This window comes from Vulcanococcus sp. Clear-D1, from assembly GCF_014654725.1.
Lineage (GTDB): Bacteria > Cyanobacteriota > Cyanobacteriia > PCC-6307 > Cyanobiaceae > Vulcanococcus.
Window position 1 is genome coordinate 34,714 of record NZ_JACVZV010000012.1, and the last position, 21,882, is coordinate 56,595.

The 21,882-nt window shown below is 64.5% G+C and carries 22 protein-coding genes and 2 tRNA genes; 14 read left to right on the plus strand and 10 right to left on the minus strand.

The window, feature by feature from the left end; translation table 11 throughout:
• Positions 1-580: 580 nt before the first annotated feature.
• Both H9532_RS03620 and H9532_RS03625 read left to right on the plus strand, forming a co-directional pair.
• A complete protein-coding gene (locus tag H9532_RS03620; protein WP_296365892.1) occupies positions 581-1,537 on the plus strand; it encodes a hypothetical protein in 957 nt (318 codons plus the stop codon).
• 179 nt (positions 1,538-1,716) lie between these two features.
• Entirely contained in the window at positions 1,717-3,144 is a 1,428-nt protein-coding gene (locus tag H9532_RS03625; RefSeq protein ID WP_296365893.1) for a hypothetical protein, read from the plus strand.
• 133 nt (positions 3,145-3,277) lie between these two features.
• Here H9532_RS03625 and H9532_RS03630 read toward each other — a convergent pair whose 3' ends face one another.
• The 3 genes from H9532_RS03630 to ebsA are packed head-to-tail and all read right to left on the minus strand — an operon-like array spanning position 3,278 to position 5,354.
• Positions 3,278-3,790, minus strand: coding sequence for a hypothetical protein (locus H9532_RS03630; RefSeq protein WP_010310320.1), 513 nt, complete (start codon positions 3,788-3,790; stop codon positions 3,278-3,280).
• A 37-nt stretch (positions 3,791-3,827) separates the two neighbouring features.
• Positions 3,828-4,946 carry a phosphotransacetylase family protein gene (locus tag H9532_RS03635; RefSeq protein ID WP_296365894.1) on the minus strand — a complete coding sequence of 373 codons (1,119 nt, stop codon included), beginning with the start codon at positions 4,944-4,946 and terminating at the stop codon, positions 3,828-3,830.
• 24 nt (positions 4,947-4,970) lie between these two features.
• A complete protein-coding gene (gene ebsA / locus H9532_RS03640; protein WP_296365895.1) occupies positions 4,971-5,354 on the minus strand; it encodes a type IV pilus biogenesis protein EbsA in 384 nt (127 codons plus the stop codon).
• A gap of 57 nt (positions 5,355-5,411) precedes the next feature.
• On the opposite strand from ebsA, the gene H9532_RS03645 reads away from it, so the two are divergent.
• Positions 5,412-6,143, plus strand: a complete 732-nt coding sequence (locus H9532_RS03645) for an NAD-dependent epimerase/dehydratase family protein (RefSeq protein ID WP_296365896.1) — start codon at positions 5,412-5,414, stop codon at positions 6,141-6,143.
• Between the two features lie 6 nt (positions 6,144-6,149).
• On the opposite strand, the gene map is transcribed toward H9532_RS03645, so the two are convergent.
• Positions 6,150-7,028 carry a type I methionyl aminopeptidase gene (gene map, locus H9532_RS03650; protein WP_296365897.1) on the minus strand — a complete coding sequence of 293 codons (879 nt, stop codon included), beginning with the start codon at positions 7,026-7,028 and terminating at the stop codon, positions 6,150-6,152.
• A gap of 68 nt (positions 7,029-7,096) precedes the next feature.
• Between map and H9532_RS03655 the strand changes: the two genes are divergently transcribed.
• From H9532_RS03655 to gltX, 6 genes are all read left to right on the plus strand, one after another.
• Positions 7,097-7,402 carry a peptidase gene (locus H9532_RS03655; RefSeq protein ID WP_296365898.1) on the plus strand — a complete coding sequence of 102 codons (306 nt, stop codon included), beginning with the start codon at positions 7,097-7,099 and terminating at the stop codon, positions 7,400-7,402.
• Between the two features lie 63 nt (positions 7,403-7,465).
• Positions 7,466-7,948: a 50S ribosomal protein L19 gene (rplS, locus tag H9532_RS03660; RefSeq protein ID WP_296365925.1), complete on the plus strand. Its 483-nt coding sequence runs from the start codon at positions 7,466-7,468 to the stop codon at positions 7,946-7,948.
• A 98-nt stretch (positions 7,949-8,046) separates the two neighbouring features.
• Positions 8,047-8,119, plus strand: a tRNA-Trp gene (locus H9532_RS03665).
• A gap of 37 nt (positions 8,120-8,156) precedes the next feature.
• Positions 8,157-8,345 (plus strand): hyperconserved protein Hcp, encoded by a 189-nt coding sequence (locus tag H9532_RS03670; RefSeq protein WP_006043540.1) that lies wholly within the window; start codon positions 8,157-8,159, stop codon positions 8,343-8,345.
• 289 nt (positions 8,346-8,634) lie between these two features.
• A tRNA-Asp gene (locus tag H9532_RS03675) sits at positions 8,635-8,708 on the plus strand.
• Positions 8,709-8,756: 48 nt separating this feature from the next.
• Positions 8,757-10,178 (plus strand): glutamate--tRNA ligase, encoded by a 1,422-nt coding sequence (gene gltX, locus H9532_RS03680; protein ID WP_296365899.1) that lies wholly within the window; start codon positions 8,757-8,759, stop codon positions 10,176-10,178.
• On the opposite strand, the gene H9532_RS03685 is transcribed toward gltX, so the two are convergent.
• Genes H9532_RS03685 through H9532_RS03695 form a run of 3 tightly spaced genes read right to left on the minus strand, consistent with a single transcriptional unit; the run spans position 10,083 to position 12,152 of the window.
• A complete protein-coding gene (locus H9532_RS03685) occupies positions 10,083-11,360 on the minus strand; it encodes a cation:proton antiporter (RefSeq protein WP_296365900.1) in 1,278 nt (425 codons plus the stop codon). The genes gltX and H9532_RS03685 overlap by 96 nt on opposite strands.
• The gene (locus H9532_RS03690) at positions 11,344-11,595 is read right to left on the minus strand and encodes a hypothetical protein (protein WP_296365901.1); all 252 of its coding nucleotides are present in this window, start codon (positions 11,593-11,595) and stop codon (positions 11,344-11,346) included. The genes H9532_RS03685 and H9532_RS03690 overlap by 17 nt, the downstream gene beginning before the upstream one ends.
• The gene (locus tag H9532_RS03695) at positions 11,595-12,152 is read right to left on the minus strand and encodes a DUF1643 domain-containing protein (RefSeq protein ID WP_296365902.1); all 558 of its coding nucleotides are present in this window, start codon (positions 12,150-12,152) and stop codon (positions 11,595-11,597) included. The genes H9532_RS03690 and H9532_RS03695 overlap by 1 nt, the downstream gene beginning before the upstream one ends.
• A gap of 64 nt (positions 12,153-12,216) precedes the next feature.
• Here H9532_RS03695 and polA point away from each other — a divergent pair, with 64 nt between their 5' ends.
• From polA to H9532_RS03710, 3 genes are read left to right on the plus strand one after another with little or no spacing between them, the layout of a single operon-like run.
• On the plus strand, positions 12,217-15,279 hold the full coding sequence (gene polA, locus H9532_RS03700) for a DNA polymerase I (RefSeq protein WP_296365903.1): 3,063 nt from the start codon (positions 12,217-12,219) through the stop codon (positions 15,277-15,279).
• A gap of 11 nt (positions 15,280-15,290) precedes the next feature.
• Positions 15,291-16,724 (plus strand): cysteine--tRNA ligase, encoded by a 1,434-nt coding sequence (gene cysS / locus H9532_RS03705; RefSeq protein WP_296365904.1) that lies wholly within the window; start codon positions 15,291-15,293, stop codon positions 16,722-16,724.
• A gap of 38 nt (positions 16,725-16,762) precedes the next feature.
• The gene (locus H9532_RS03710; protein WP_296365905.1) at positions 16,763-17,500 is read left to right on the plus strand and encodes a hypothetical protein; all 738 of its coding nucleotides are present in this window, start codon (positions 16,763-16,765) and stop codon (positions 17,498-17,500) included.
• Positions 17,501-17,504: 4 nt separating this feature from the next.
• Here H9532_RS03710 and H9532_RS03715 read toward each other — a convergent pair whose 3' ends face one another.
• Both H9532_RS03715 and H9532_RS03720 read right to left on the minus strand, forming a co-directional pair.
• The gene (locus H9532_RS03715; protein WP_296365906.1) at positions 17,505-17,720 is read right to left on the minus strand and encodes a hypothetical protein; all 216 of its coding nucleotides are present in this window, start codon (positions 17,718-17,720) and stop codon (positions 17,505-17,507) included.
• Positions 17,721-17,746: 26 nt separating this feature from the next.
• Positions 17,747-19,111, minus strand: a complete 1,365-nt coding sequence (locus H9532_RS03720; RefSeq protein ID WP_296365907.1) for a sodium-dependent transporter — start codon at positions 19,109-19,111, stop codon at positions 17,747-17,749.
• 91 nt (positions 19,112-19,202) lie between these two features.
• Between H9532_RS03720 and H9532_RS03725 the strand changes: the two genes are divergently transcribed.
• Positions 19,203-20,453 carry a 1-deoxy-D-xylulose-5-phosphate reductoisomerase gene (locus H9532_RS03725; protein ID WP_296365908.1) on the plus strand — a complete coding sequence of 417 codons (1,251 nt, stop codon included), beginning with the start codon at positions 19,203-19,205 and terminating at the stop codon, positions 20,451-20,453.
• On the plus strand, positions 20,450-20,836 hold the full coding sequence (locus H9532_RS03730; protein WP_296365909.1) for a (2Fe-2S) ferredoxin domain-containing protein: 387 nt from the start codon (positions 20,450-20,452) through the stop codon (positions 20,834-20,836). Before H9532_RS03725 ends, H9532_RS03730 begins: the two co-directional genes overlap by 4 nt.
• Here H9532_RS03730 and H9532_RS03735 read toward each other — a convergent pair.
• The gene (locus H9532_RS03735) at positions 20,799-21,881 is read right to left on the minus strand and encodes an alpha/beta fold hydrolase (RefSeq protein WP_296365926.1); all 1,083 of its coding nucleotides are present in this window, start codon (positions 21,879-21,881) and stop codon (positions 20,799-20,801) included. The genes H9532_RS03730 and H9532_RS03735 overlap by 38 nt on opposite strands.
• Position 21,882 lies beyond the last annotated feature (1 nt).

The window sequence follows — 21,882 nt, forward strand, 5'->3', positions numbered from 1 at the left end:
CAAGCTTACGTGTGACTAATCATGACGAGAACATTAAAGAATCACGAGTCGACCAGGAAAACGGCGCCCTCTTCACTACTAAGAATGAGGATCGGATCCACTCAACATAGCCAGAAAGTACAAGTTTTTCATCGTCGGTGACGTCACCAACGCAACCGACGTCACCGAAGTTGCCTACAACTACAGCGTCAAAGGCAAAACCCTAAAGCAAGGCGAAGTTGGGTCCGCCGGAGATTTCACTATTAGCTTTAAGACCAACAAGAAACAGCTCAACGGCGTCATCAAATTCGAAGATCTCAATGCCTCCACAGCCGCAAACTTCACCAGCAGCGGCATTCAATATTCACTCACCCCAGGAGAAACGTCACGATTCAGGGCCAGTTCCAAAAAATCGCCTCAGACCTTCACCTATTCGTTCTCACTCGACAACCCCGTCAGCCCGATCCCACCCCCGAACCCGGCCGCGAATCGGATCGCGCTGACCACCTTTCAAGACATCTATTCAGACGCGCTGGGCGGCCAAGTAATCGGCGGCAGCTTTGTGGACAACGGCTCACGGTTTACCACAGGCCAAGACATTGTGACGTCTGATGCCGGAACCCTAGGCCAATCCGACGACCTTAGAGACAATACATCTGGCGACAGCGACGAAATCAGAATCGCCTCAGACACAAACAACACAATCCAGTTAGCCACAGCCACCATCACTGCCATCAGGGAAATTGAGAACATCTATATCACCGGTTCAAACGACACCAGCCAAGAAGCCTACCTAGGAGGAGGGTTCACCAATATAAGCGGCGTCAACAATGTAATCATCGAGGGAACCTTCACCAATCAACTACGAATTCTGGGATACCTTGACTCAGGAGCACGTAACTTCAACTTCTCGGGCGTTAGGACTGGCGGCATCAATATGACCAATGGGGCAGGTTTTACCACTGATACAGCAGAAGCCATAACAGTGGTCGGATCTTTCGTCGATGACGTTCTCCAAGCGAGCCTTGGCGAAGCCAATATCCAAGGCGGAGCAGGAGCAGACCAAATCACAGGGCCCCTTCAGTCATCTTCCACAATTGCAGGACAACAAGGCGTCGACGCGATCACACTAAGGGCAAACAACGCGACAGACGTTGTCAGCCTTGTCAACATCACATCACTACTGGACGCCGACGCAATCACAGGTTTCACAGGCTTCAACACAAACGCTAGCAACTATGACATTCTTCGCTTCAATGCAAGTGCATTCACTAATTACACAGCCAATACAGCCGTTCGCCAGGCCACGGCAGCCGAAGCAGCAGCAGCAACAGCAGCTGTGAATGGAGCACAAAACTACTTTATCGTTGACACGCTGAACAACATTAATGCCACCAACGTAAGTCAACAGGGCACGGCCTGGCTGGCTCTCGACACGACATTTGGCTTCCTCAAATACAGCCCAAACGGAAATTTTGCAACCAACTCGATCACCATCGCCACAATCGACGACTTCGCCAATTTCTCCGCCGCTCAGAACGTGCAGATTGTCGCCTGAACACCGCGTGAACCATACAGAAACCGCCCTTTCGGGGGCGGTTTCTGTATGCAGTGAATGCCCTGTGACCAAGATCACAGTTTTTAGAGACTGCGATCAACGCGCATCAGTTTGAGCCGGAAGAAGCTCAAGGAGTCGGAGGGGCACACCCCTCATCACTCCTTATCTCGTCCACCACCATGGCTCAAGCTCCTAAGACCTTCACCCTGCAAGGCACCATCAACGGCGGCATCGCTGCACAAGGAATGTCCATCTCCGCTGTCAACAGCAAGGGACAAACCCTCGACAGTGAAGTCCTGAACGGCAGCAACTCCTTCGAGCTCTCCTTCAAGACAAGAAAAGCACTGCAAAAAGCCAAAAAGGGCAGCATCAGCCTTGTCGCCACAGACCTCAATGGCGATGCAGGCAACCTCATCTTTCAAGATGCCAGCGGCGATCTGCATCCCGACTCCCAAACCAGCGCCTTCACCATCAAGGCCAAGCGCGGCTCCGCTTCCGTCAATCTCGATCTCGACACCACAACGGTCGGCGAACTCCCTCCCATCAACTTCAACGGCAGCCGCATCGCGCTTACCGCTGACCGCGACATCTACACCAGCACCCAAGGCGGACAGGACATCAACGGCTTTGTGGATGACGGGCAACGGCTCACCGCTCAGGATGACGAGATCACCGCGGCTGCAGGTCGGCTGGGGCAAAACGATCGCATCAACGATGCCTCGAGCACAGACAACGACCGCCTGCTGCTCAACACCAACAGCGCCAACAGGCTCGGAGATGCCATTCGCGGTGTTCAGGAAATCTCGGGCATCGAAACCATCAGCGTTACCGCCGATCAGGACAACGGCGCATCCTCATTCTTCGACAAGGTCTCCGGCCTGAAAACCCTCAATATCTCTGGATCCTTTAACTCTGCTGTAAAGCACACGATCAACGGCGCTGTGGAAGCCGGTGCTCGCAGCTTCGACTTCTCTGGCCTCACGGCGGCAAGCAGCGGTGTGGTGATGAACGCCTTCAACGGCGGTAGCAACCAGGAAACTCTACGGATTGAGGGAGGACAGGGTATTCAAGGCGACAATTTCAAAGGCGGTCTATTCAATGCCATCATCAATGGCAATGGCGGCGCCGATGAATTGATCGGCTCTGAGCTCGGTGCCTCCAGCACCCTCAACGGCGGCAGTGGCCAAGATTTCATCACCCTTAAAAACAACAATGCCAGCGACACCGTGAAACTGATCGGCATCACCAATGCCCTCGATCAGGACTTCATCACCGGCTTCGCAGGGCAGGCTAACAACGCTGCCAACTACGACATCCTTCAGCTCGACGCAGCCACCTACTCCAACTACGACGCAGGTGCAGCAGCGAATCTGCAGACCGTGAACGATGTGTTCGCCAACCGCGGTGCTCGCAACGTGATCCTCAAGGACACCGCTGCCAACCTCGATGGCTTCCAATTCCAGTCCGCACCAGCCCTCGCCATCGACACCACCAACAACGTGATCCGCTACAGCAGCACCGGCGACTTCCGCAACGGTCAATACCAGGAGATCGCTTTCATCAACAACGCCGACCAACTCCTCGCCGGCAACTTCAACTTCATCTGATCAACGTCACCCCAAAAGGCCGACTGAACAGAACCGCTCAAGACCATCAAGCCCCGCCTCTAGGCGGGGCTTTTGCTTGCAGGCATACGCCCCGGTCGCACAAACGCTTGCATTGATCTGTCGCTTCGACAGATCAATCAAAAAACATCAAACTCACCACCTTCCCCATATCCTCCGCCGTGCGGCAGCTCGCCAACAGCGTTTCGCTGTCGTGGAAGGCGAAACAGATCAATTGATCGCAGCGGCGAATGATCTCCTGGTTGCAGAGGCTGCTGGCCATCGGCAGGGGCAGCTCATCGTTTTCAGGCTTTTCCACCAGGTGCAGCACCTGCTCGAGCTGCTCGCGCGATTCGCGGGGCTGGCGATCCAAGCTCTGGGGCAGCAGCACCGTGAGACGCGAGGCATCGATCTCCAGCACGCTGCGGATCACCGCTGAGTTCACACCCTGGGCACCCGAGGTGATCAGGCTGTGGCCCTCCTGGGCCAGCGAGCGCGACACCAGCTCCACCAGATGCACCGACACCACCGGCACATGACGACTGCCAAGAATGGCAATCCGCCGCTTGCTGCGGTCCTGGAGCATGGCCAGCTCCTGGGCCAGGGTGTCGATCCGGTCTAGAGCCGGTAAATCAAGAGACCGGGTCAACGCACACCACCTGCTGACGACTCGAAACTAGCAGTGTTCACGCGGGAACCGGCAGTCGCAAACGCTTCAGCAGCGGCTCAAAATCACAGTGCTCTTCCACCAAGCGGAAGGCATAGGTGGCCTTCACCGATTCGTGCAGGCGCACATGCCCAAACGCGCTTTCGATCACCTCAACCGTGGTGAGGGTGTCGTGCTCCACCTTGAGCAGTGGCACTTCCAGTTCTTCGGCCCGCGAAATCAACTGGGGGAGGGGTTCACCGGCACCGGTCAGGATCAGGCACTGGGTGGAGGCCTCCAGGGCCGCCAATTGAATATCGGTGCGATCGGCACCGGTGACCACAGCCATGTTGCGGCGACGGCGGAAAAACTCCATGGCGGAGTTCACGTTCATCGCACCGATCGAAAGGGTTTCCACCAGCAGATCCAACCGATCGCGGCAGCACAGCACCTCAGCATCGAGGCGGCGGGTGAGCTCCTCCACCGTGACGCTGCGCAGCAGAGGCGAACGGGGCATCACCCCAAGCACCGGAACCCCGAGCCGCTCCAGGGCCGGCGCCACCTCAGAGCGCACAGCATCCACCTGCTCAGGCGGCAGACCATTCAGCACCACCCCGCACAGCAGATCGCCCAGCTGCTCGCGGGCCGCCAGAAGGGGTTCGGCGCTGTGGCAGCCGCTCCAGCTGTGCACCAACACCACCGGTGCCTGCAGACCCCGGGCCACCTGGACCAGATCCAGGCCATAGAGCAAACCATCGCTGAGGCCGCCGGCACCCTCCAACAACGTGATGCCTTCACCGCCGGCGCTAAGCTGCTCCTGCAGGGCCGCGAATCCTTCACCCGCCTTGAGATTGCCGGCCAGCAGTCGCTCCCGCGAAGCGCCGGCACCCTGCAGATGCACCGAAGGCACCAACTGCTCTTCACTGAGGCCGAGGATCTGGCCCACGAAGCGCACGTCATCGTCGATCAGCGGGGCACTGCCGCCGGCCCCCAGCTCAGCGCTATCCGCGAGGGGCTTGCCGATGCGCACGGCCAAACCCCTCTGCAGCCACTGGCGGGCCAGCCCCAACACCACTGCCGACTTACCACTGAACGGTTCACACGAGCCGATCAACAGGGCCGACGAACGGGCGTGGGAGCTCGCGCTGTCGTGACCCATGAGGCGAACGCTGGTGCGGCGAATCTAGGCCTGCAACGCGTGAGGATCGAGCCCAAGAATCAACCACTGCCAGAACGCCTCCGGCAGATCCGCAGGCTGACCGGCCGCCCCACCCGCCGCCTGCCAGGCCATCAACCAATGGAGCAGCCGATGGGTGGGCAGCTCAAAGCTGTAGAGCACCGGTTGATCCAGGCCCACCCCCTCAACCGAGAGCCGCACCTGAGCTGGCTCGAGCGGCGCCACGCCCGGCTGCCACTGCAACGCGAATGGCCGCTGGCCAGCCGGGCGCAGGGGGCGCTGGCCCTGCAGGCTGCCCTGCGCGAGTAGCTGCAGCCCCTGCTCAAGAGCGGCGGGATCGGCAGCGCCCTGGCAGTAGGGAGCAAACAGGGCCACCAGCGCCGCCGACATCCGCGCCACTCCAACTGCTTTGAGGATGCCGCAAGCTGACGCCAACGCCCATTGCCGATGTCAGAGCTGCCTTTTGCCGGACGCACCGTGGCCGTGACCGGAGCCAGCGGCAGCCTGGGGAGAGCACTGTTGCTAGAGCTGCATCGGCAGGGCGCCGCTCTGGTGGCCCTCACGAGCAGTGATGCCCCGCTCTGCCTCACCAGCGCCGATGGCCAAGTGGTGCCGCTTGAGCAGGTGCGCTGGCACTGCGGCGCGGAACAGGATCTTCAGCCCGTGCTGGAGCGCTGTGACGTGCTGGTGATCAACCACGGGTTCAACAGCCATGCCGACCGCAGTGCCGAAGCCGTACAGCGATCGCTGGAGGTGAATGCCTTGAGCAGCTGGCGCCTGCTGGAGCTCTTTGCCGGCATCGCCAACGCCGCTCCAGCCCACAGCGTGGCTCGAGAGCTGTGGATGAACACCTCTGAGGCCGAGATTCAGGCCGCGGTGAGCCCTCTCTACGAAATCAGCAAACGGCTGCAGGGCCAGCTGCTGAGCCTGCGGAGCCTGGATCTGGCTGGGCCGCAGCTGCGGCTTCGGCGCCTGGTGCTGGGGCCCTTCCGTTCAGCCCTCAACCCGATCGGTGTGATGAGTGCATCCTTCGTGGCCCGGGAAATCCTGCGCCAGGTGGGTTGGAACTGGGGGCTGGTGATCGTCACCCCCAATCCACTCACCTATCTCTTGATGCCCCTGGCGAGCTTCAGCCGCTGGCTCTATTTCAAGGCCACGAGCCAGAGCTCAACTAGCTGAGGCCCCTCAGAAATCGCGGTCGGTAAGGATTTCGCAGCCATCGCTGGTGACGGCGATGGTGTGCTCCCATTGAGCCGAGAGGTTGCCGTCCACGGTCACCACAGTCCAGCGATCCTTGAGCGTGCGGCAGGCCTTGCTGCCGGCGTTGAGGATCGGCTCCACCGCCAGGGTCATGCCGGGGCGGAGCTTCATGTTGGGCAGCTCGCGGGTGCGGTAGTTGAACACCGAGGGCTCCTCGTGCAGGTTCCGGCCCACGCCATGGCCGGTGTAGTCCTCCACCACGGCAAAGCCGTGGGCCTCGACGTGATCCTGCACCGCTCCGGCGAGATCCAGCAGGGTGCTGCCGGCCTTCACAGTGGCCAGACCTTTCATCAACGATTCCTGGGCGACGCGAGAGAGGGTGCGGGCGTGGTCGGGCACACCCTCGCCCACACAGATGGTCACGCAGCTGTCGCCGTGATAGCCGTCGAAGTAGGCACCCGTATCGATCTTCATCAGGTCGCCGGCCTTGATCACCCGCTTGTTGCTGGGGATGCCGTGCACCACCTCGTTGTTGATCGAGGCGCAGATGCTCGCCGGAAACCCGTGATAGCCCTTGAAGCTGGGCACAGCTCCCATCTCGCGGATGCGCTTCTCGGCATGGGCGTCGAGATCGCCGGTGGTCATGCCCGGGGCCGCCATCTCCATGATTTCGCGCAACACGGTGGCCACGATCCGGCTGGCCTGGCGCATCGTGTCGATCTCGCGGGCGCTCTTCACCTCAACGCCGCGACGACTCTTCTGAATACGGGGACCCGTCTGGGTGACAACAGAAGAAGAGGTTGCGGTGGAGGCGCCTCCTTGGGATTTCTGCGTCGCAGCGAGTAGTTCAGCGAACAGGTTCATCTCGGCGTTACAGACCCCATCACTGCAAGTTAGAACCTGAAACCTCAGCTCGGCAGATCCCCCCCGCCATGAGCCCGCCGCTGGTTCAACTGCGCCGCTGGCAAGCGGCTCTGGCTCCTGTGGTGCTGGCGCCACTGCTGATCACCGTGCTCAGCGGCATGAGCTACCGGCTGCTCAAAGACTGGGCGGGCCTCGGCCGCAATCAGGTGCATTGGCTGATGGTGGTGCACGAGGGTGAATGGCTGGGCCATTGGGCCGAACCCATTTATGTGCTGCTCAATGGCTTGGGCCTGCTCTGGATGCTGGGCACCGGTGGCTGGATGCTGATCCAGCGCTGGCGGCCCAAGCAGCCCGCAAGACCCCCTGCACCCTGAGCCAGTACACTGGTTGTTTGGCCAGGCGTTTTTCGGAGCTGGATGGCAGCGGAACCCAAGGACATGACTGACGACATCAAAAAGACCACCAGCGACACCACCAGCACCGAGGCCACTGCCGCTGCTGAGAGCAGCGTTGCTGTAGCTGAGAAGCCTGCCGCCAAGGTGAGCGTTGGCAAGCTGAGCGCCAGCCAACTGATCCGCGCCTTCGAAGAAGAGCAGATCGCCAAGCAGGCCAAAGATCACCCTGACATCTACGTGGGTGACACCGTGCGCGTGGGCGTGCGCATCACCGAGGGCAACAAAGAGCGCATCCAGCCCTACGAGGGTGTGGTCATCGCCAAGCGCCACGGTGGCCTGAACGAGACCATCACCGTGCGCCGCATCTTCCAGGGTGTGGGTGTTGAGCGTGTTTTTCTGATTCACAGCCCTCAGGTGGCTTCCATCAAGGTGGAGCGCCGGGGTAAGGTGCGTCGAGCGAAGCTCTTCTATCTGCGCGACCGAGTGGGCAAAGCCACCCGCGTCAAGCAGCGCTTCGATCGCTGATCGGCATCCGCCTTCAGCTCACGGCCATCCATTGTTGATCGGCCCGCCGGATGATTGGGTTGCTACCTGGATCATCCGGCAGAGGGAACATCGGCCCTGCGCCGTTAGTTCAGTTGGTAGAACGCAGGTCTCCAAAACCTGATGTCGGGGGTTCAAGTCCTCCACGGCGCGTTCGGTGTTCCCTCCCTGCAGTTTCTACGTTCCGGACATGGAGTTGGATCTACAGCCCGGTGATGTCGTCAAGGTTCTCGAATCCGCCGCTTTGGGCTGGGTTCGTGCCCGGGTGATCCGTGTGAAATCGGGTGGTCGCGTGGTCGTTCAAAGCGATCAAGGTCGTGAATTCACGGCACGCGGCAATCAAGTTCGTCTCATTGAGCCCGCTGGCTTCCGGCCCTGAGGGCGACTAGCCTTGCGCACCTTCAAGCCCGCCACCTGGTGGGCTTTTTTTGTGATTCAGTTCAAGGCGATTGGCAGGGGGGTGCGGCGAGCAGTCCGCGCCGCGGCCGATCACCGACCGTTGGGCGTGCCACGTTGAAGATCAATCGATCTCCAACGTGGGATCGAGCGTTCAAACACCGCCAGCCCAGTTGACGGAGGGCAGGTCGACAACGGATACTTTTGAGGTCGCCGACGCGACGCAGACGAGGCCTAAAAGCCCAGTCTGGGAGCGCTCTTAGAGCACTCGAGGGACTGTAGTTCAATCGGTTAGAGCACCGCCCTGTCACGGCGGAAGTTGCGGGTTCGAGCCCCGTCAGTCCCGTTCCATCTCACTCAGAGGACAAGGCCAGTGGTGGCAACTGGAGCGGCGGTGCGTGTGCGTCTCGCCCCCAGCCCCACCGGCACTCTCCACATCGGCACGGCTCGCACGGCAGTTTTCAACTGGCTGTTCGCGCGTCGCCAGGGCGGTCAGTTCCTGCTCCGCATTGAAGACACCGACAAGGAGCGCAGCAAACCCGAATACACCGCCAACATCCTGGAAGGGCTGCAGTGGCTGGGGCTCAACTGGGACGGTGAACCGGTGGTGCAGAGCGAGCGCATCGCTGAGCACCGCGCCGCCATCCAACAGTTGCTCGATCGCGGCCGTGCCTACCGCTGCTACGCCAGCGAGGCCGAGCTCACTGAAATGCGCGAGCGGCAGGCCGCTGAAAACCGCGCCCCCCGCTACGACAACCGCCACCGCAACCTCAGCCCCGAGCAGGAGCAGGCCTACATCTCGGAAGGGCGTGAAGCCACGATCCGCTTCCGCATCGACGACGACGCCGTGATCACCTGGACCGATCTGGTGCGCGGTGAAATGCGCTGGGCCGGTGCCGACCTCGGCGGCGACATGGTGATCGCCCGGCGGGCCCCCGCCGATCAGATCGGCGACCCGCTGTACAACCTGGTGGTGGTGGTGGATGACGCCGCCATGGCGATCACCCATGTGATCCGCGGCGAAGACCACATCGCGAACACCGCCAAGCAGCTGCTGTTGTACGAAGCCCTCGGCGCTCCGGCACCGGTGTTTGCCCACACGCCCCTGATCCTCAACAAAGAAGGCAAAAAGCTCTCCAAGCGCGATGGCGTCACCTCGGTGAGCGACTTCCGCGCCCAGGGCTACACAGCCGAGGCCCTGGCCAACTACATGACGCTGCTGGGCTGGTCGCCACCGGAGAGGATGGGCGAGCGCTTCACTCTGGAGCAGGCCGCAGCCGTGTTTGATTTCGATCGGGTCAACAAAGCTGGTGCCCGCTTCGATTGGGACAAGCTCAACTGGCTCAACAGCCAGGTGCTGCACGAACAGGGCCCTGAGCAATTGTTGGCTGAGCTGATGCCCCTTTGGAGCGCCCAGGGCTGGGCCGCCGACAGCGTCGAGCCGAGCTGGCTGCAGGAGCTTTCAGCGCTTATCGGCCCGTCGCTGGTGACGCTTCAAGACGGCATCGAGCAGGCTCGCCCCTTCTTTGAGAGGCCCGAGCTGAATGAAGCCGCTGTGAAGCAGCTGGAAAGCGATGGCGCTCGCCCGGCACTGCAGGCCCTTCTGGAGCGGCTGCCGGAGGGTGCGCTCACCGCTGATGCGGCCCAAACCTTGCTGGGTGAAGCCGTGGCCGCTGCGGGCGTAAAGAAAGGGGTGTTGATGAAAACCCTGCGCGCCGCCCTACTCGGCAGCCTGCAGGGCCCCGATCTGCTCACCACCTGGTTGCTGCTCCAGCCCAGCGGCGAGGCCCGCGGCCGGATTGAGCGCAGCCTCTGAGGCCACCAGGCCCAGTCGCTCCGCCAGCCATGGCGCCGTGAAGCCCTGAAGGGTCACGGTGATCAGGATCGTGAGAAACACGATGCCCTTCAGCGCACCGCCGCCGCTAATGCCAGCGGCATCGAGCTTCAACGCAAAGAGGCTGGCTACCGCCGCCGTCACGATGCCGCGCGGTGCCACCCAGCTGAGCAGCAGCTTGTCGCGCCAGATCAGCGACGGAATGCCCAGCCCGGCCACCTGAAGCACCCCAAAGCGAAACACCATCAGCGCAAGCACACACCCCACCCCACCCCACCCCAATGGGCTCAGCTCACTCCATGAAAGATCGGCCGCCAGGAGCGGAAACAACACGGTGATCGCCAGCTGCGCCAGCTGAAAGATCAAGTCATCGAGCTGGCTGGCCTGTTGATCCAGCCGCAAACCCACCACCACACCTGCGATCACCGCGGCCGGGAAGCCCGCCTCCGGCAGCAAGAACTGGCTGCCAGCGACCAGCAAAAACAGCACCCCCAGGGAGAGCTGCAGCCGCAACGCATCGGCATCTTCCGGCAGGCGCTCGAGCAGCAGCACCAGCAGTCCGCCCGCCAGGGCCCCCAACAGGGCTCCACCGCCGAGGCGCAGCAACAGCAATCCCGCCACCTCCTGCCAATCGGGCAGATCCCCGAGGGCCAGCTGCAGAAGCAGCAGCGCCAACACCGCCGCCACCGGCTCCAGGATCAACCCCTCCGCCTCGAGCACATGGGCCAGGCTGGGCAGCAGCCGCATCTGGCGCACCATCGGCGAAATCACGGTGGGGCCCGTGGCGAGAGCGATGGCCCCGAACACCCAGGCCAGCGGCCAGCTCAAACCGGCAAGCGCATGGGCAAGGGCCGCACCGCCCACCAGGCCAAGGCCACCGCGCACGAGCACCAGCTGAATCACGGTGCGCTGCAGTTCCCGCCCCGCCAAGCGAAGCTTCAGGCCGCCATCGAACAGCACCAGGCTCACCAGCAGACCAACCAGAGGTTCCAACCCCTGCCCCAGCGCCTCCGGCTGCACCAGATCAAAGCCGGCATGCCCCACCAGCAGTCCCAGAGCCAGAAGCAGCACCACCGAGGGGAGGCCGCTGAAACGGGCGATCAACTGGGCCAGGGAGCCGGAGAAGAAGGAGGCCCCCCAAATCATCTCAGAATTCGTCGTCATCCAGAGCGCCGTAGACGGGCTCCACCCTGATGCCCTGCACGGCGCTGGGCCGCACCACCAGATACTCCCCGGGCAGCTCGGTGATCGGCACGTTGATGAAGGCGTCGGCGGGACCGGCATTCAGCACGGTGCCGTACCACTGCTGAAAAGCATCGAGGCTGGGGAAGTGCACCACCTGGTTGTGCCCACCGTTCAGCAACAGATGAATGGCGTAGCGACTGGGGGTCCGGGCCATCAGCGGGAAGCGAGCCGAAGCACAGCCCCAGGATGCTGCAGCAGCAAGGGTTGTGCAGCGGCTGGGGCATAAAGCGGGTGCCGGGGCTGCCCGCTGGCGGTGAGCCCGATCGCCCACAGCGTCAGATCTGCCGGGAGCTTCGTCGCCAGGAGCGCCAGCACCTGCTGATCCCGCTGCCTCCAGACGCCACCATTGCCCCAACCCAGCCAGAGGACATCGCCGGCCTGGGGCTGAAGCCGCGCCAGGCCCTGCCTGAGCCAATGATCGTTCTCAGGGCCAATCGGATCGCTGCAGCGGCGCAGCACGGCGGGGCTGGCCGAACAGCGACCAAACAGATTCACCACCTCGAGGCACCCGAAGCCCCAGGCCTGGGCAAAACCAGTGAGCCGGCGGAGAGTGGGATCGTCGCGCTCCGCATCCGCCCGCGAGGGGTTCAAGCCGATGAACAGCAGCCGCGGCCGAGCCGGATCCCATGCGCGATGGAGCGTCCAGCGGTAGAGGCCGCAGGGGCTGAACTGGGCATCAGCCGTGATCAGCTGGGAAGCGATTGCAGCCACAGCGCTGGCACGTGTTCTCCTCCAGCCTGCATCTGGCAGGCTGAGCCGATTCGGGCGACTCAGTGTGGCGGCGGCCAACTCCACCAGCACCAAACCCCTGCTGCTGCTGGTGGATGGCCACTCACTGGCCTTCCGCAGCTTCTACGCCTTCAGCAAAGGGGGGGAAGGCGGCCTGAGCACCAAGGAAGGGGTGCCCACCTCGGTGACCTACGGCTTCCTCAAGGCCCTGCTCGACAACTGCAAGGGCCTGGCCCCGCAGGGGGTGGTAATCGCCTTCGACACCGCTGAACCCACCTTCCGCCATGAAGCGGATGAGGCCTACAAGGCCCACCGCGATGAGGCCCCCGAGCACTTCTTCCAGGATCTGGGAAACCTGCAGCAGATCCTCCAGCAAGCGCTGGATATTCCGCTCTGCATGGCCCCCGGCTACGAGGCCGACGACGTGCTCGGCACCCTGGCCAACCGTGCCGCCAATGACGGCTGGCGGGTGCGCATCCTTTCGGGCGATCGCGATCTCTTCCAGCTCGTGGACGATCAGCGCGACATCGCCGTGCTCTACATGGGCGGTGGCCCCTATGCCAAAAGCAGCGGCCCCATGGAGATCCGGCGCGAGGGCGTGATCACCAAACTGGGCGTGACCCCGGAAGAGGTGGTGGACCTGAAGGCCCTCACTGGCGACAGCAGCGACAACATCCCCGGCGTGAAGGGCGTGGGCCCCAAAACCGCCATCAACCTGCTGCAGGCCCACACCGATCTCGATGGCATCTACGCCGCCCTGGCCGACCTGCAGGCCGCCGGCCCGAAAGCCAAAGACCCCAAAGGCGTGCTGAAAGGAGCCCTGCTGGGCAAGCTCGAGGCCGACCGCGACAGCGCCTACCGCTCGCGCATGCTCGCGGAAATCCTGGTGGATATTCCGCTCCCTCAAGACCCACGCCTGCCGCTGGGGGCCGTGAATGCGGAGGCTCTGGCCGAGAGCCTTGAGGAGCTGGAGCTGTTCAGCCTGCGCCGGCAGGTGAATCAGTTTGCGCAGGTGTTCTCGTCGGAACCGCCCGCATCCCTGGTGGAGACAGAGAGCGGGGGGCAAGAGGCCTCGGGACGCTCTCCAAAGGCGGATATCCCTGGATATCCAGACCCGGAGAGTGCTGCGGGCACAGCGGCTGCAAGCGCAGCAAGCTCCGCATCAGCCCGCGCATCAGCCCAACCGTCGTCGCTGGATGCTGCGCCACCCGAGCTGCAACCCGAGCTGATCACCAGCCCGGAAGCGCTGGCCGCCTTGATGCAGCGCCTGATGGCCTGCACCGACGCCGGCGCCCCCGTGGCGCTCGACACGGAAACCACCAGCCTCAACCCCTTCCGCGCCGAGCTGGTGGGGGTGGGGGTTGCTTGGGGAGAAGGGCCAGCTGACCTCGCCTACATCCCCATCGGTCACCGTGTGGGCAGCAGCGGCGAGACGCCCGATCTGCTCACTCCGCCGCCCGCGCAACTGCCGCTGGATCAAGTGCTCACCGCTCTGGCGCCCTGGCTCGGCAGTGGCCAGCACCCCAAGTCGCTGCAGAACGCCAAATACGACCGGCTGATCCTGCTGCGCCATGGCCTGCCCCTGGAGGGCGTGGTGATGGACACGCTGCTGGCCGATTACCTGCGCGATGCCAACGCCAAGCACGGCCTCGAGCTGCTGGCCCAGCGCAACTTCGGCTTCCTGCCCACCAGCTTCAGCGAACTGGTGCCCAAGGGCGCCGATTTCTCAGCGGTGCCGATCGAGCAGGCCGCCCTCTATTGCGGCATGGATGTGCACGTCACCCGGCGGCTTGCACCGCTATTGCGCGCGCAGCTGGAGGAGCTCGGGCCGCAGCTGCCGCAACTGCTCGATCAGGTGGAGCTGCCACTCGAGCCGGTGCTGGCGCTCATGGAAGCCACCGGCATCCGCATCGACACCGCTTACCTGGCGGAACTGAGCAGCGAACTGGGGCAAACCCTGCAGCGCCTGGAGGCCGAAGCCAAGGCCGCCGCAGGCACCGAGTTCAACCTCGCCTCCCCCAAACAGCTGGGCGAGCTGTTGTTCGACACCCTCGGCCTCGATCGCAAGAAATCCCGCAAAACCAAAACCGGCTGGAGCACCGATGCCGCCGTGCTCGAAAAACTGGAAGACGCCCACCCGGTGGTGCCGCTGGTGCTCGAGCACCGCACCCTCAGCAAGCTGAAGAGCACCTATGTGGATGCGCTGCCGGCGCTGATGGAACCCGAGACCGGCCGGGTCCACACCGATTTCAATCAGGCCGTGACAGCCACGGGGCGTCTCTCGAGCAGCAACCCCAACCTGCAGAACATCCCCATCCGCACCGAGTTCTCGCGCCGGATCCGCAAGGCCTTCCTACCCGAAGCCGGCTGGCAGCTGATCAGCGCCGACTACTCCCAGATCGAGCTGCGCATCCTGGCCCACCTCTCCGGCGAAGAGGTATTGGTGCAGGCCTACCAACAGGGCGACGACGTGCACGCCCTCACCGCCCGGCTGCTGCTGGAGAAAGACGAGGTGAGTGCCGATGAGCGTCGCCTGGGCAAAACGATCAACTTCGGCGTGATCTACGGGATGGGCGCCCAGCGCTTCGCCCGCGAAACAGGCGTCAGCCAGGCCCAAGCGAAAGACTTCCTCAGCAGATACAAGCAGCGCTACCCGAAGGTGTTCGCCTTTCTGGAGCTGCAGGAGCGCCTGGCCCTGAGCCGCGGCTACGTGGAAACGATCCTGGGGCGGCGCCGCCCGTTTGCGTTTGACCCGAGCGGCCTGGGCCGACATCTGGGCAAAGACCCACTCGAGATCGATCTAGACATCGCCCGCCGCGGCGGGATGGAAGCGCAGCAGCTGCGCGCGGCCGCCAACGCCCCGATTCAGGGCTCCAGCGCCGACATCATCAAGCTGGCGATGGTGCAGCTGCACCACCAGCTCGCAGCCAGCGGCCTGCCCGCACGGCTGTTGCTGCAGGTGCACGACGAACTGGTGCTCGAGGCCGCCCCGGAGGCCATCGAAGCCGTGCGCACCCTCACGCGTGAAACCATGGAGCGCGCGGTTGAGCTGTCCGTTCCCCTGCTGGTGGAAACGGGCGTCGGCCCCAACTGGATGGAAGCCAAGTAAGCGACAACTCGATGACCCTCAAGCTCACCAACACCCTCACGCGCCGCGTTGAGGAGTTCCAGCCGATCGAACCCGGCAAGGTGAGCATCTATTGCTGTGGTGTCACGGTCTACGACCTCTGCCACCTGGGCCATGCCCGCAGCTACATCGCTTGGGACGTGCTGCGCCGCTACCTGATCTGGAGCGGCTATGCGGTGACGTTCGTGCAGAACTACACCGACATCGACGACAAGATCCTCAACCGCGCCGCCGAAGAAGGCAGCTCGATGGAGGCGGTGAGCGAGCGCAACATCGACGCGTTCGTGGCGGACATGGCGCGGCTCAACATCCTGCCGGCCGACCGCATGCCGCGGGCCACCCGCAGCCTTGATGCGATCCGAGCCCTGATCAGTGAGCTGGAGGCCAAAGGCGCCGCCTACTCCGCCGATGGCGACGTGTATTTCGCCGTGATGAAACACGCCGGCTACGGCAAGCTCAGCGGCCGCGATCTGGAGCAACAGCAAGACAACGCCGCCGGCCGTGTGGCCTCCGAAGAAGAGGCCCGCAAACTGCACCCCTTTGATTTCGCGCTCTGGAAAGGCACCAAGCCAGGCGAGGCCAGCTTCCCCTCCCCTTGGGGCGCCGGCCGGCCGGGCTGGCACATCGAGTGCTCAGCGATGGTGCGCGAGGAGCTGGGCGACACGATCGACATTCATCTGGGCGGGGCTGATCTGGTGTTTCCCCACCACGAGAACGAGATCGCCCAATCGGAAGCGGCCACCGGTAAGGAGCTGGCCCACTACTGGCTGCACAACGGCATGGTGAACGTGGGCGGCCAGAAGATGAGCAAATCGCTCGGCAACTTCACCACCATCCGCGCCCTGCTGGATTCAGGCGTCTCGCCGATGACCCTGCGCCTGTTCACCCTCCAGGCCCACTACCGCAAACCGCTCGACTTCACCGCCGAAGCGCTCGAGGCCGCGGCCACCGGCTGGAAGGGCCTCAACGCCGCACTGGGCCTGGCGGGCGAGACCGCTACCGCGTCCACCGAGCTGCCCCCTGCCCTCGCCGCTTCCCGCGAGCGCTTCGCCGCCACCATGGACGACGACCTCAACACCTCCGCCGCCCTGGCAGTGCTGTTCGAGCTGGCCAAGCCGCTGCGGGCCCTCGCCAACCGGATCGAACGGGGCGACGACGCAGCCCGCGCCGAAGCCACAACAGCTGAGCTGGCCAGCCAGGCCTCCCTGCTGCAGGAGCTGGCCGGAGTGCTGGGTCTGCAGCACGAGCAGGACGCAACGGCAGGAGGCCTGAGCGACGCGGAGATCGAAGCGCAGATCGAAGCCCGCAAGGCCGCCAAGGCCGCCAAGGATTTCCCCGCCGCCGATGGCATCCGCGAGGCGCTCAAGGCGCAAGGCATCGAATTGATCGACAAACCCGGCGGGATCACCGAGTGGCTGCGCAGCTGAAACCCGCACAGGATGGGGGCAGCCTGCACCCGCTCCCGATGCACCGCTCCGTTGCACCGCTGTTGATCAGCAGCCTGATCGGCCTCACGGGCGCAATCGCTGCCTGTCCACCAGCAGCAGCACAAGCGCGGCCGAGCCAGCACAGCACCACGAGCGCGCCCGCCAGCACCACCTACCTGGGCGTGTGGGCGCTCACCGATAGCCAAAACAACCTCTTCAACGTGCGCGTGAACGCCGGTGGCCGGGCCGTGAGCACGATCGGCACCGCCGGTGTGCCGATGGCGGGAGCCGAACGCCTCGGCAAGGCCCAGTTGCGCGAACTGGGCCGCTGGCAACCCTGGGGCAACGGCATCCGCATCGACTACACCAATGGCTGGAGCGACTGGATCTATGTGGGGCCCAGCGGCCTGAGCCATGCCTCCTGGAAACCAGGCCAGACGCGCGACAGCATCCCCACCAACTTCGGCACCGCCGTGAAGCTGAGCGGCGCCGCTGCTGATGCGGTGGGTGTGTACCGCTTCCCGCCGGCCCAGGCCGATCTGAAGCCCTACACAGCCACACTGCTCTCCAACGGTCTGGCCTTCAACGACATCGATGCCAACGCCGGTGGGGTTTGGCGTCTGAACGGCGCCACGGTGGTGATCGACTGGATCAGTGGCTGGCGCACAGCGATGAGCCTGGCCGCAGGCTCCCGCCTGGAGCTTCAGCACTGGGCACCGGGGAGCAATCGCAACGGGCCACCCACGGCCATCCGTCAGGCCACCGCGATCGAGTAAGCCCTCAGCCGCCCGGGCGCTGCTGATCGCGCATCATCGACTCGATCTTGCGGATGCGCACAGCGGTGGTGCTCCACACCTCCTTGCGGAAACCAGGCTGGCACTGCTCCACGAGCTGCTCGATCGGCTCACCCCGCTCAAAGGCATCCCAGAGCTCGCGCTCGAGCCTGGCGCGCTCGATGAAATTGAAACGCTGCAACCACTGCGGTCCGAGCGCCATGGAATGGGCCTGTCTGCTGCGGCCAGTTAAGCGCCGCCCGACCAGCTCTTTGCCAGATCCACCACCGACACGATGAGCCCCAGGCTGATCACCGGCACCGACACCCAGCGCAGCCCCCAGAGCAGCAGCCGCAGCAAGCGAGGTGATGTGCCGGAGCCGCGCAGATCGGAGCTAAATCGCTCCGGAGCACGCCATCCCATCAACAGAGCCATCAGCAGGCCACCGGCGATCAGACACACGCCGCCAAACACGGCATCCATCTTTTCCAGCACGGCCACGTCCAAAGCCGAGGGCAGTCCGATCACGGCGATCACCGCCACCATCAGCCACACGGCCCGCGGGCGACTCCAGCCCAGCCGATCCATCAGCGAACTCACCGGAACCTCCAGCAGCGACACCGAGGACGTGATCGCCGCCACATAGGCCAAGGCGAAGAAGGCCGCGGCCACCACACGCCCGGCCAGCCCGAGAGACCCCAGGCCCGTAGGCAGCGCAATGAACAGGGTCCCCACGGTGCTGCTGCTCACCACATCAGCAAGCCCGAAGCTGGCCACGATCGGGAAGGTGACGCAGCCAGCCATCAGCCCTACAGCCGTGTCCATCCCCACCACTGCCACGGCTTCACCGGGGATCCCGCTGCGGCGATCGAGATAAGCGGCGTAGGCCAGGATGCAGCCGATACCGGCCCCGATCGAAAAGAAGGCCTGGGTGAAGGCGTTGCGGATCGTGGTGAGATCGGTGAGTTTGCTGGCATCCCACCGCAACAAGAAGCCGGCATAGCCCTCGTGGGCGGCGGGGAGCGCGGCAGCCCAGAGCAGCAGCGCCAGCAGCACCACAAACAACAGCGGCATGCCCCATCGCGACAGGCGCTCAATGCCCGAACGAATGCCGGCCGCCACCACCAAGCCCGTGAGCGCCAGGCTCAGCAGATGGCCCAGCACCGCATCACCACCGCTGCTGATGCCGGCAAAGAACGACTCAGCGGCGGCGATGTCCGCCGGCAGCGGGGACGTGAGGGCATGCAGCAGGCTGCGGCCGGTCCAGCCCATCAGCACCGCGTAGTAGCTGAGGATCCCCACGGAGGCAGCGATGTAGAGCCAACCCAAGGGGGCCCAGCGGCGTCCACCTGCAGTCATCGGCGCCACCAGGGGCGCATGGCCGGTGCTACGCCCCAGCACCATCTCCGCCACCAGCACCGGCAGACACACCACCGCCACGATCAACACGTAAAGCAGCACAAAAGCCGCCCCGCCCCCCTGGGAAGCCCGGTAAGCGAAGCCCCATAAATTGCCGAGCCCCACGGCACTCCCCGCCGCGGCCAGCACGAACCCCAGCGATGAGCCCCATTGCTCCGGCGGCCGTCCGCGCTCCGCACCGATCTGATCCGCCATAGAGCCGCTGGCCAATGTCGCCCCAGTTTCCCGGCTATGCCTGCGCAGCCGCAACAGTGGGAGACTGACCGCGCCGTTCGCCGATCCCGCCGTGAAAGCCCTCTCCGTGCTCGGCTCCACCGGCTCGATCGGCACGCAGACGCTCGAGATCGTGGAGGAGTTTCCCGATCGCTTCCGGGTGGTGGCCCTCACGGCCGGCAACAACCTCGATCTGTTGGTGAGCCAGATCCAGCGCCACGCACCTGAAGTGGTGGCGCTGGCCAATGCCGAACGCGTGTCCGAACTGCGCCAGCGGCTCGACGCGCTTGAACCCGCCGCCCGGCCCGCGAAGCTGCCCGAACTGGTGGGCGGCTCGGATGGCCTCTGCACCGCCGCGGCCTGGCCCACGGCTGATCTGGTGGTCACCGGCATCGTGGGCTGCGCCGGCCTGCTGCCCACCCTCGCCGCCATCCGCGCCGGCAAGGATCTGGCCCTCGCCAACAAGGAAACCCTGATTGCCGCTGGCCCGGTGGTGCTGCCGGAGCTGGCCAAGAGCGGCTCGCGCCTGCTGCCGGCCGATTCCGAGCACTCCGCCATCTTCCAGTGCCTGCAGGGCACCCCCTGGGCTGACACCTCGCGCCTGAGCACCGGCGTGCCCACCCCCGGCCTGCGCCGCATTCAACTCACCGCCAGCGGCGGCGCCTTCCGCGACTGGGATGCCGCCGATCTGCACAAGGCCACCGTGGCCGATGCCACCAGCCACCCCAACTGGAGCATGGGGCGCAAGATCACGGTGGATAGCGCCTCGCTGATGAACAAGGGCCTGGAGGTGATCGAGGCCCACTACCTGTTCGGCCTGGATTACGACCACATCGAGATCGTGATCCACCCGCAATCGATCATCCACTCGATGGTGGAGCTGGCGGATTCCTCGGTGCTGGGGCAACTGGGCTGGCCCGATATGAAGCTGCCGATCCTCTACTGCCTGAGCTGGCCCAAGCGCCTGGAAACCCCCTGGCGCCGCCTCGATCTCACCGAGGTGGGCCAACTCACCTTCCGCAAACCCGACCCGGCCAAATACCCCTGCATGGAGCTGGCCTACGCGGCCGGCCGCGCCGGCGGCACGATGCCGGCGGTGATGAACGCCGCCAACGAGCAAGGGGTAGCGCTCTTCCTCGAAGAACAGATCCACTTCCTCGATATCCCGCGCTTGATCGACGTGGTGTGTGATCGCCACAAGGCCGACCTCACGGCCAACCCCTCTCTCGACGACGTGCTGGCTGTGGACGACTGGAGCCGTCAGGCGGTGCGTGAAGCTGCAGCCCGGCTGCAAGCCAAGGCCCCGGCTGCGCTGCCTGCGTGATCTCTCACCATCTGCTGCTTTGCGCCACCCCCGCCAAAGCGCTCTGCTGCCCAGATCCAGCCATGGGATCCGCCAGCTGGGACACGCTCAAGCGCCTGGTGCGCGAATGGGGCCTCGAGGATCCAACGCGGCCCGAGGGCATCGTGCTGCGCACCAAGGCCGACTGCCTGCGCATCTGCGCCGAGGGTCCGGTGCTGCTGATCTGGCCGGAGGGGATCGTCTACGGCGGCGTGAGCGCCGAGCGGATCGAGCGAATCCTGCGCGAGCACGTGATCGGCGGCACGCCGATTGAGCCCTGGATCGTGAAACGCATGCCTTTCTGCCAAGGCCCTGCCCCAGCAAGGCCTACTGAGCCAGCAGGCGCTCGAACCAACGGGCCGTGAGCCGATCGCCCCAGTTGCCTGGGCCGTTGCTGCGTCGATCGCAGCGGGCATGAAAGCCGTTGTGCCCGCCACCGGCCGTGAGCAGCACCTCCACACCGGGCAGCTGCAGCTCCGCCAGCTGGCGGGCCGCCGCCACCGGCACCCAGGGGTCATCGATGGCATGCAGCACCAGGGTGGGCGGCAGCAAAGCCAGCCGAGGGGATCCTGAAGACATCCGGGGATCAGCAGCGCGCGCCTGCAGCTGCAGCAGTGGGCTCGCCTCTTGGTAGTAGTGCTCTACCGAGCCGTAGCCCCAGCGCGGCGCCGTGATCGCCGCATCGAACGCCAGGATGCTGTTCATGGGGCCCACGGGTCCAAGGCCCGCCAGTGCCGCTCGCTCGGCCTCGCTCACCCCAAAGGGATCGGCCAGGGTCTGGGCCACCAGGCGCTGCAGCAGCCAGCGCTTGTAGATGCGGTTGCGGGGGCGCTCGATCTGGGCAGAGCAGGCGGCCAGATCCAGTGGCGAGCTGATCGTCACCAACCCATCGAGCAGGCCGGGCGCGGTGAGCAATGCGTTGAGCAGCTTTGTGCCCCCCAGGGAGATGCCCATGCCCAGCAGCGGCCGGCCCGCCGCCAGTTCGCGGGCGCGGGCCAGAGCCGGCAGCAGATCGCTGTTGCAGCTAGCGGCATAGGTGCCGCGGGCCAGCTCCCGCCCGGGGCCGGCACCGCGCATGTTGAGGCGCAGCACCGCAAAGCCGGCATGCTGCAGCGTGAGCCCCATGCGGCGCAGGCCACTGCGGCAGCTGCTGCCCCCCAGGCCGTGCATCAACAGCACCAGCGCCAGCGGCTGAGCCCCTCCTAGGGGCGGATCCAGGAGCGCCAGCAGCTGATCGCCGCCGCCGACGGAAATCGTGATCGGCTCGCCGGCTTCAGGCGGCAGGGCCACGGGACGGAGGGTGTCCCGCAGGGTCTGCAGGTCGCCGTTCAGCCAGGGCAGCCGCGGCCGGAAAGGATCGAGGCCCAGAGCCCCGGGGAGGAGGGCCCCGGGGAGCTTCGACTCAGACAGA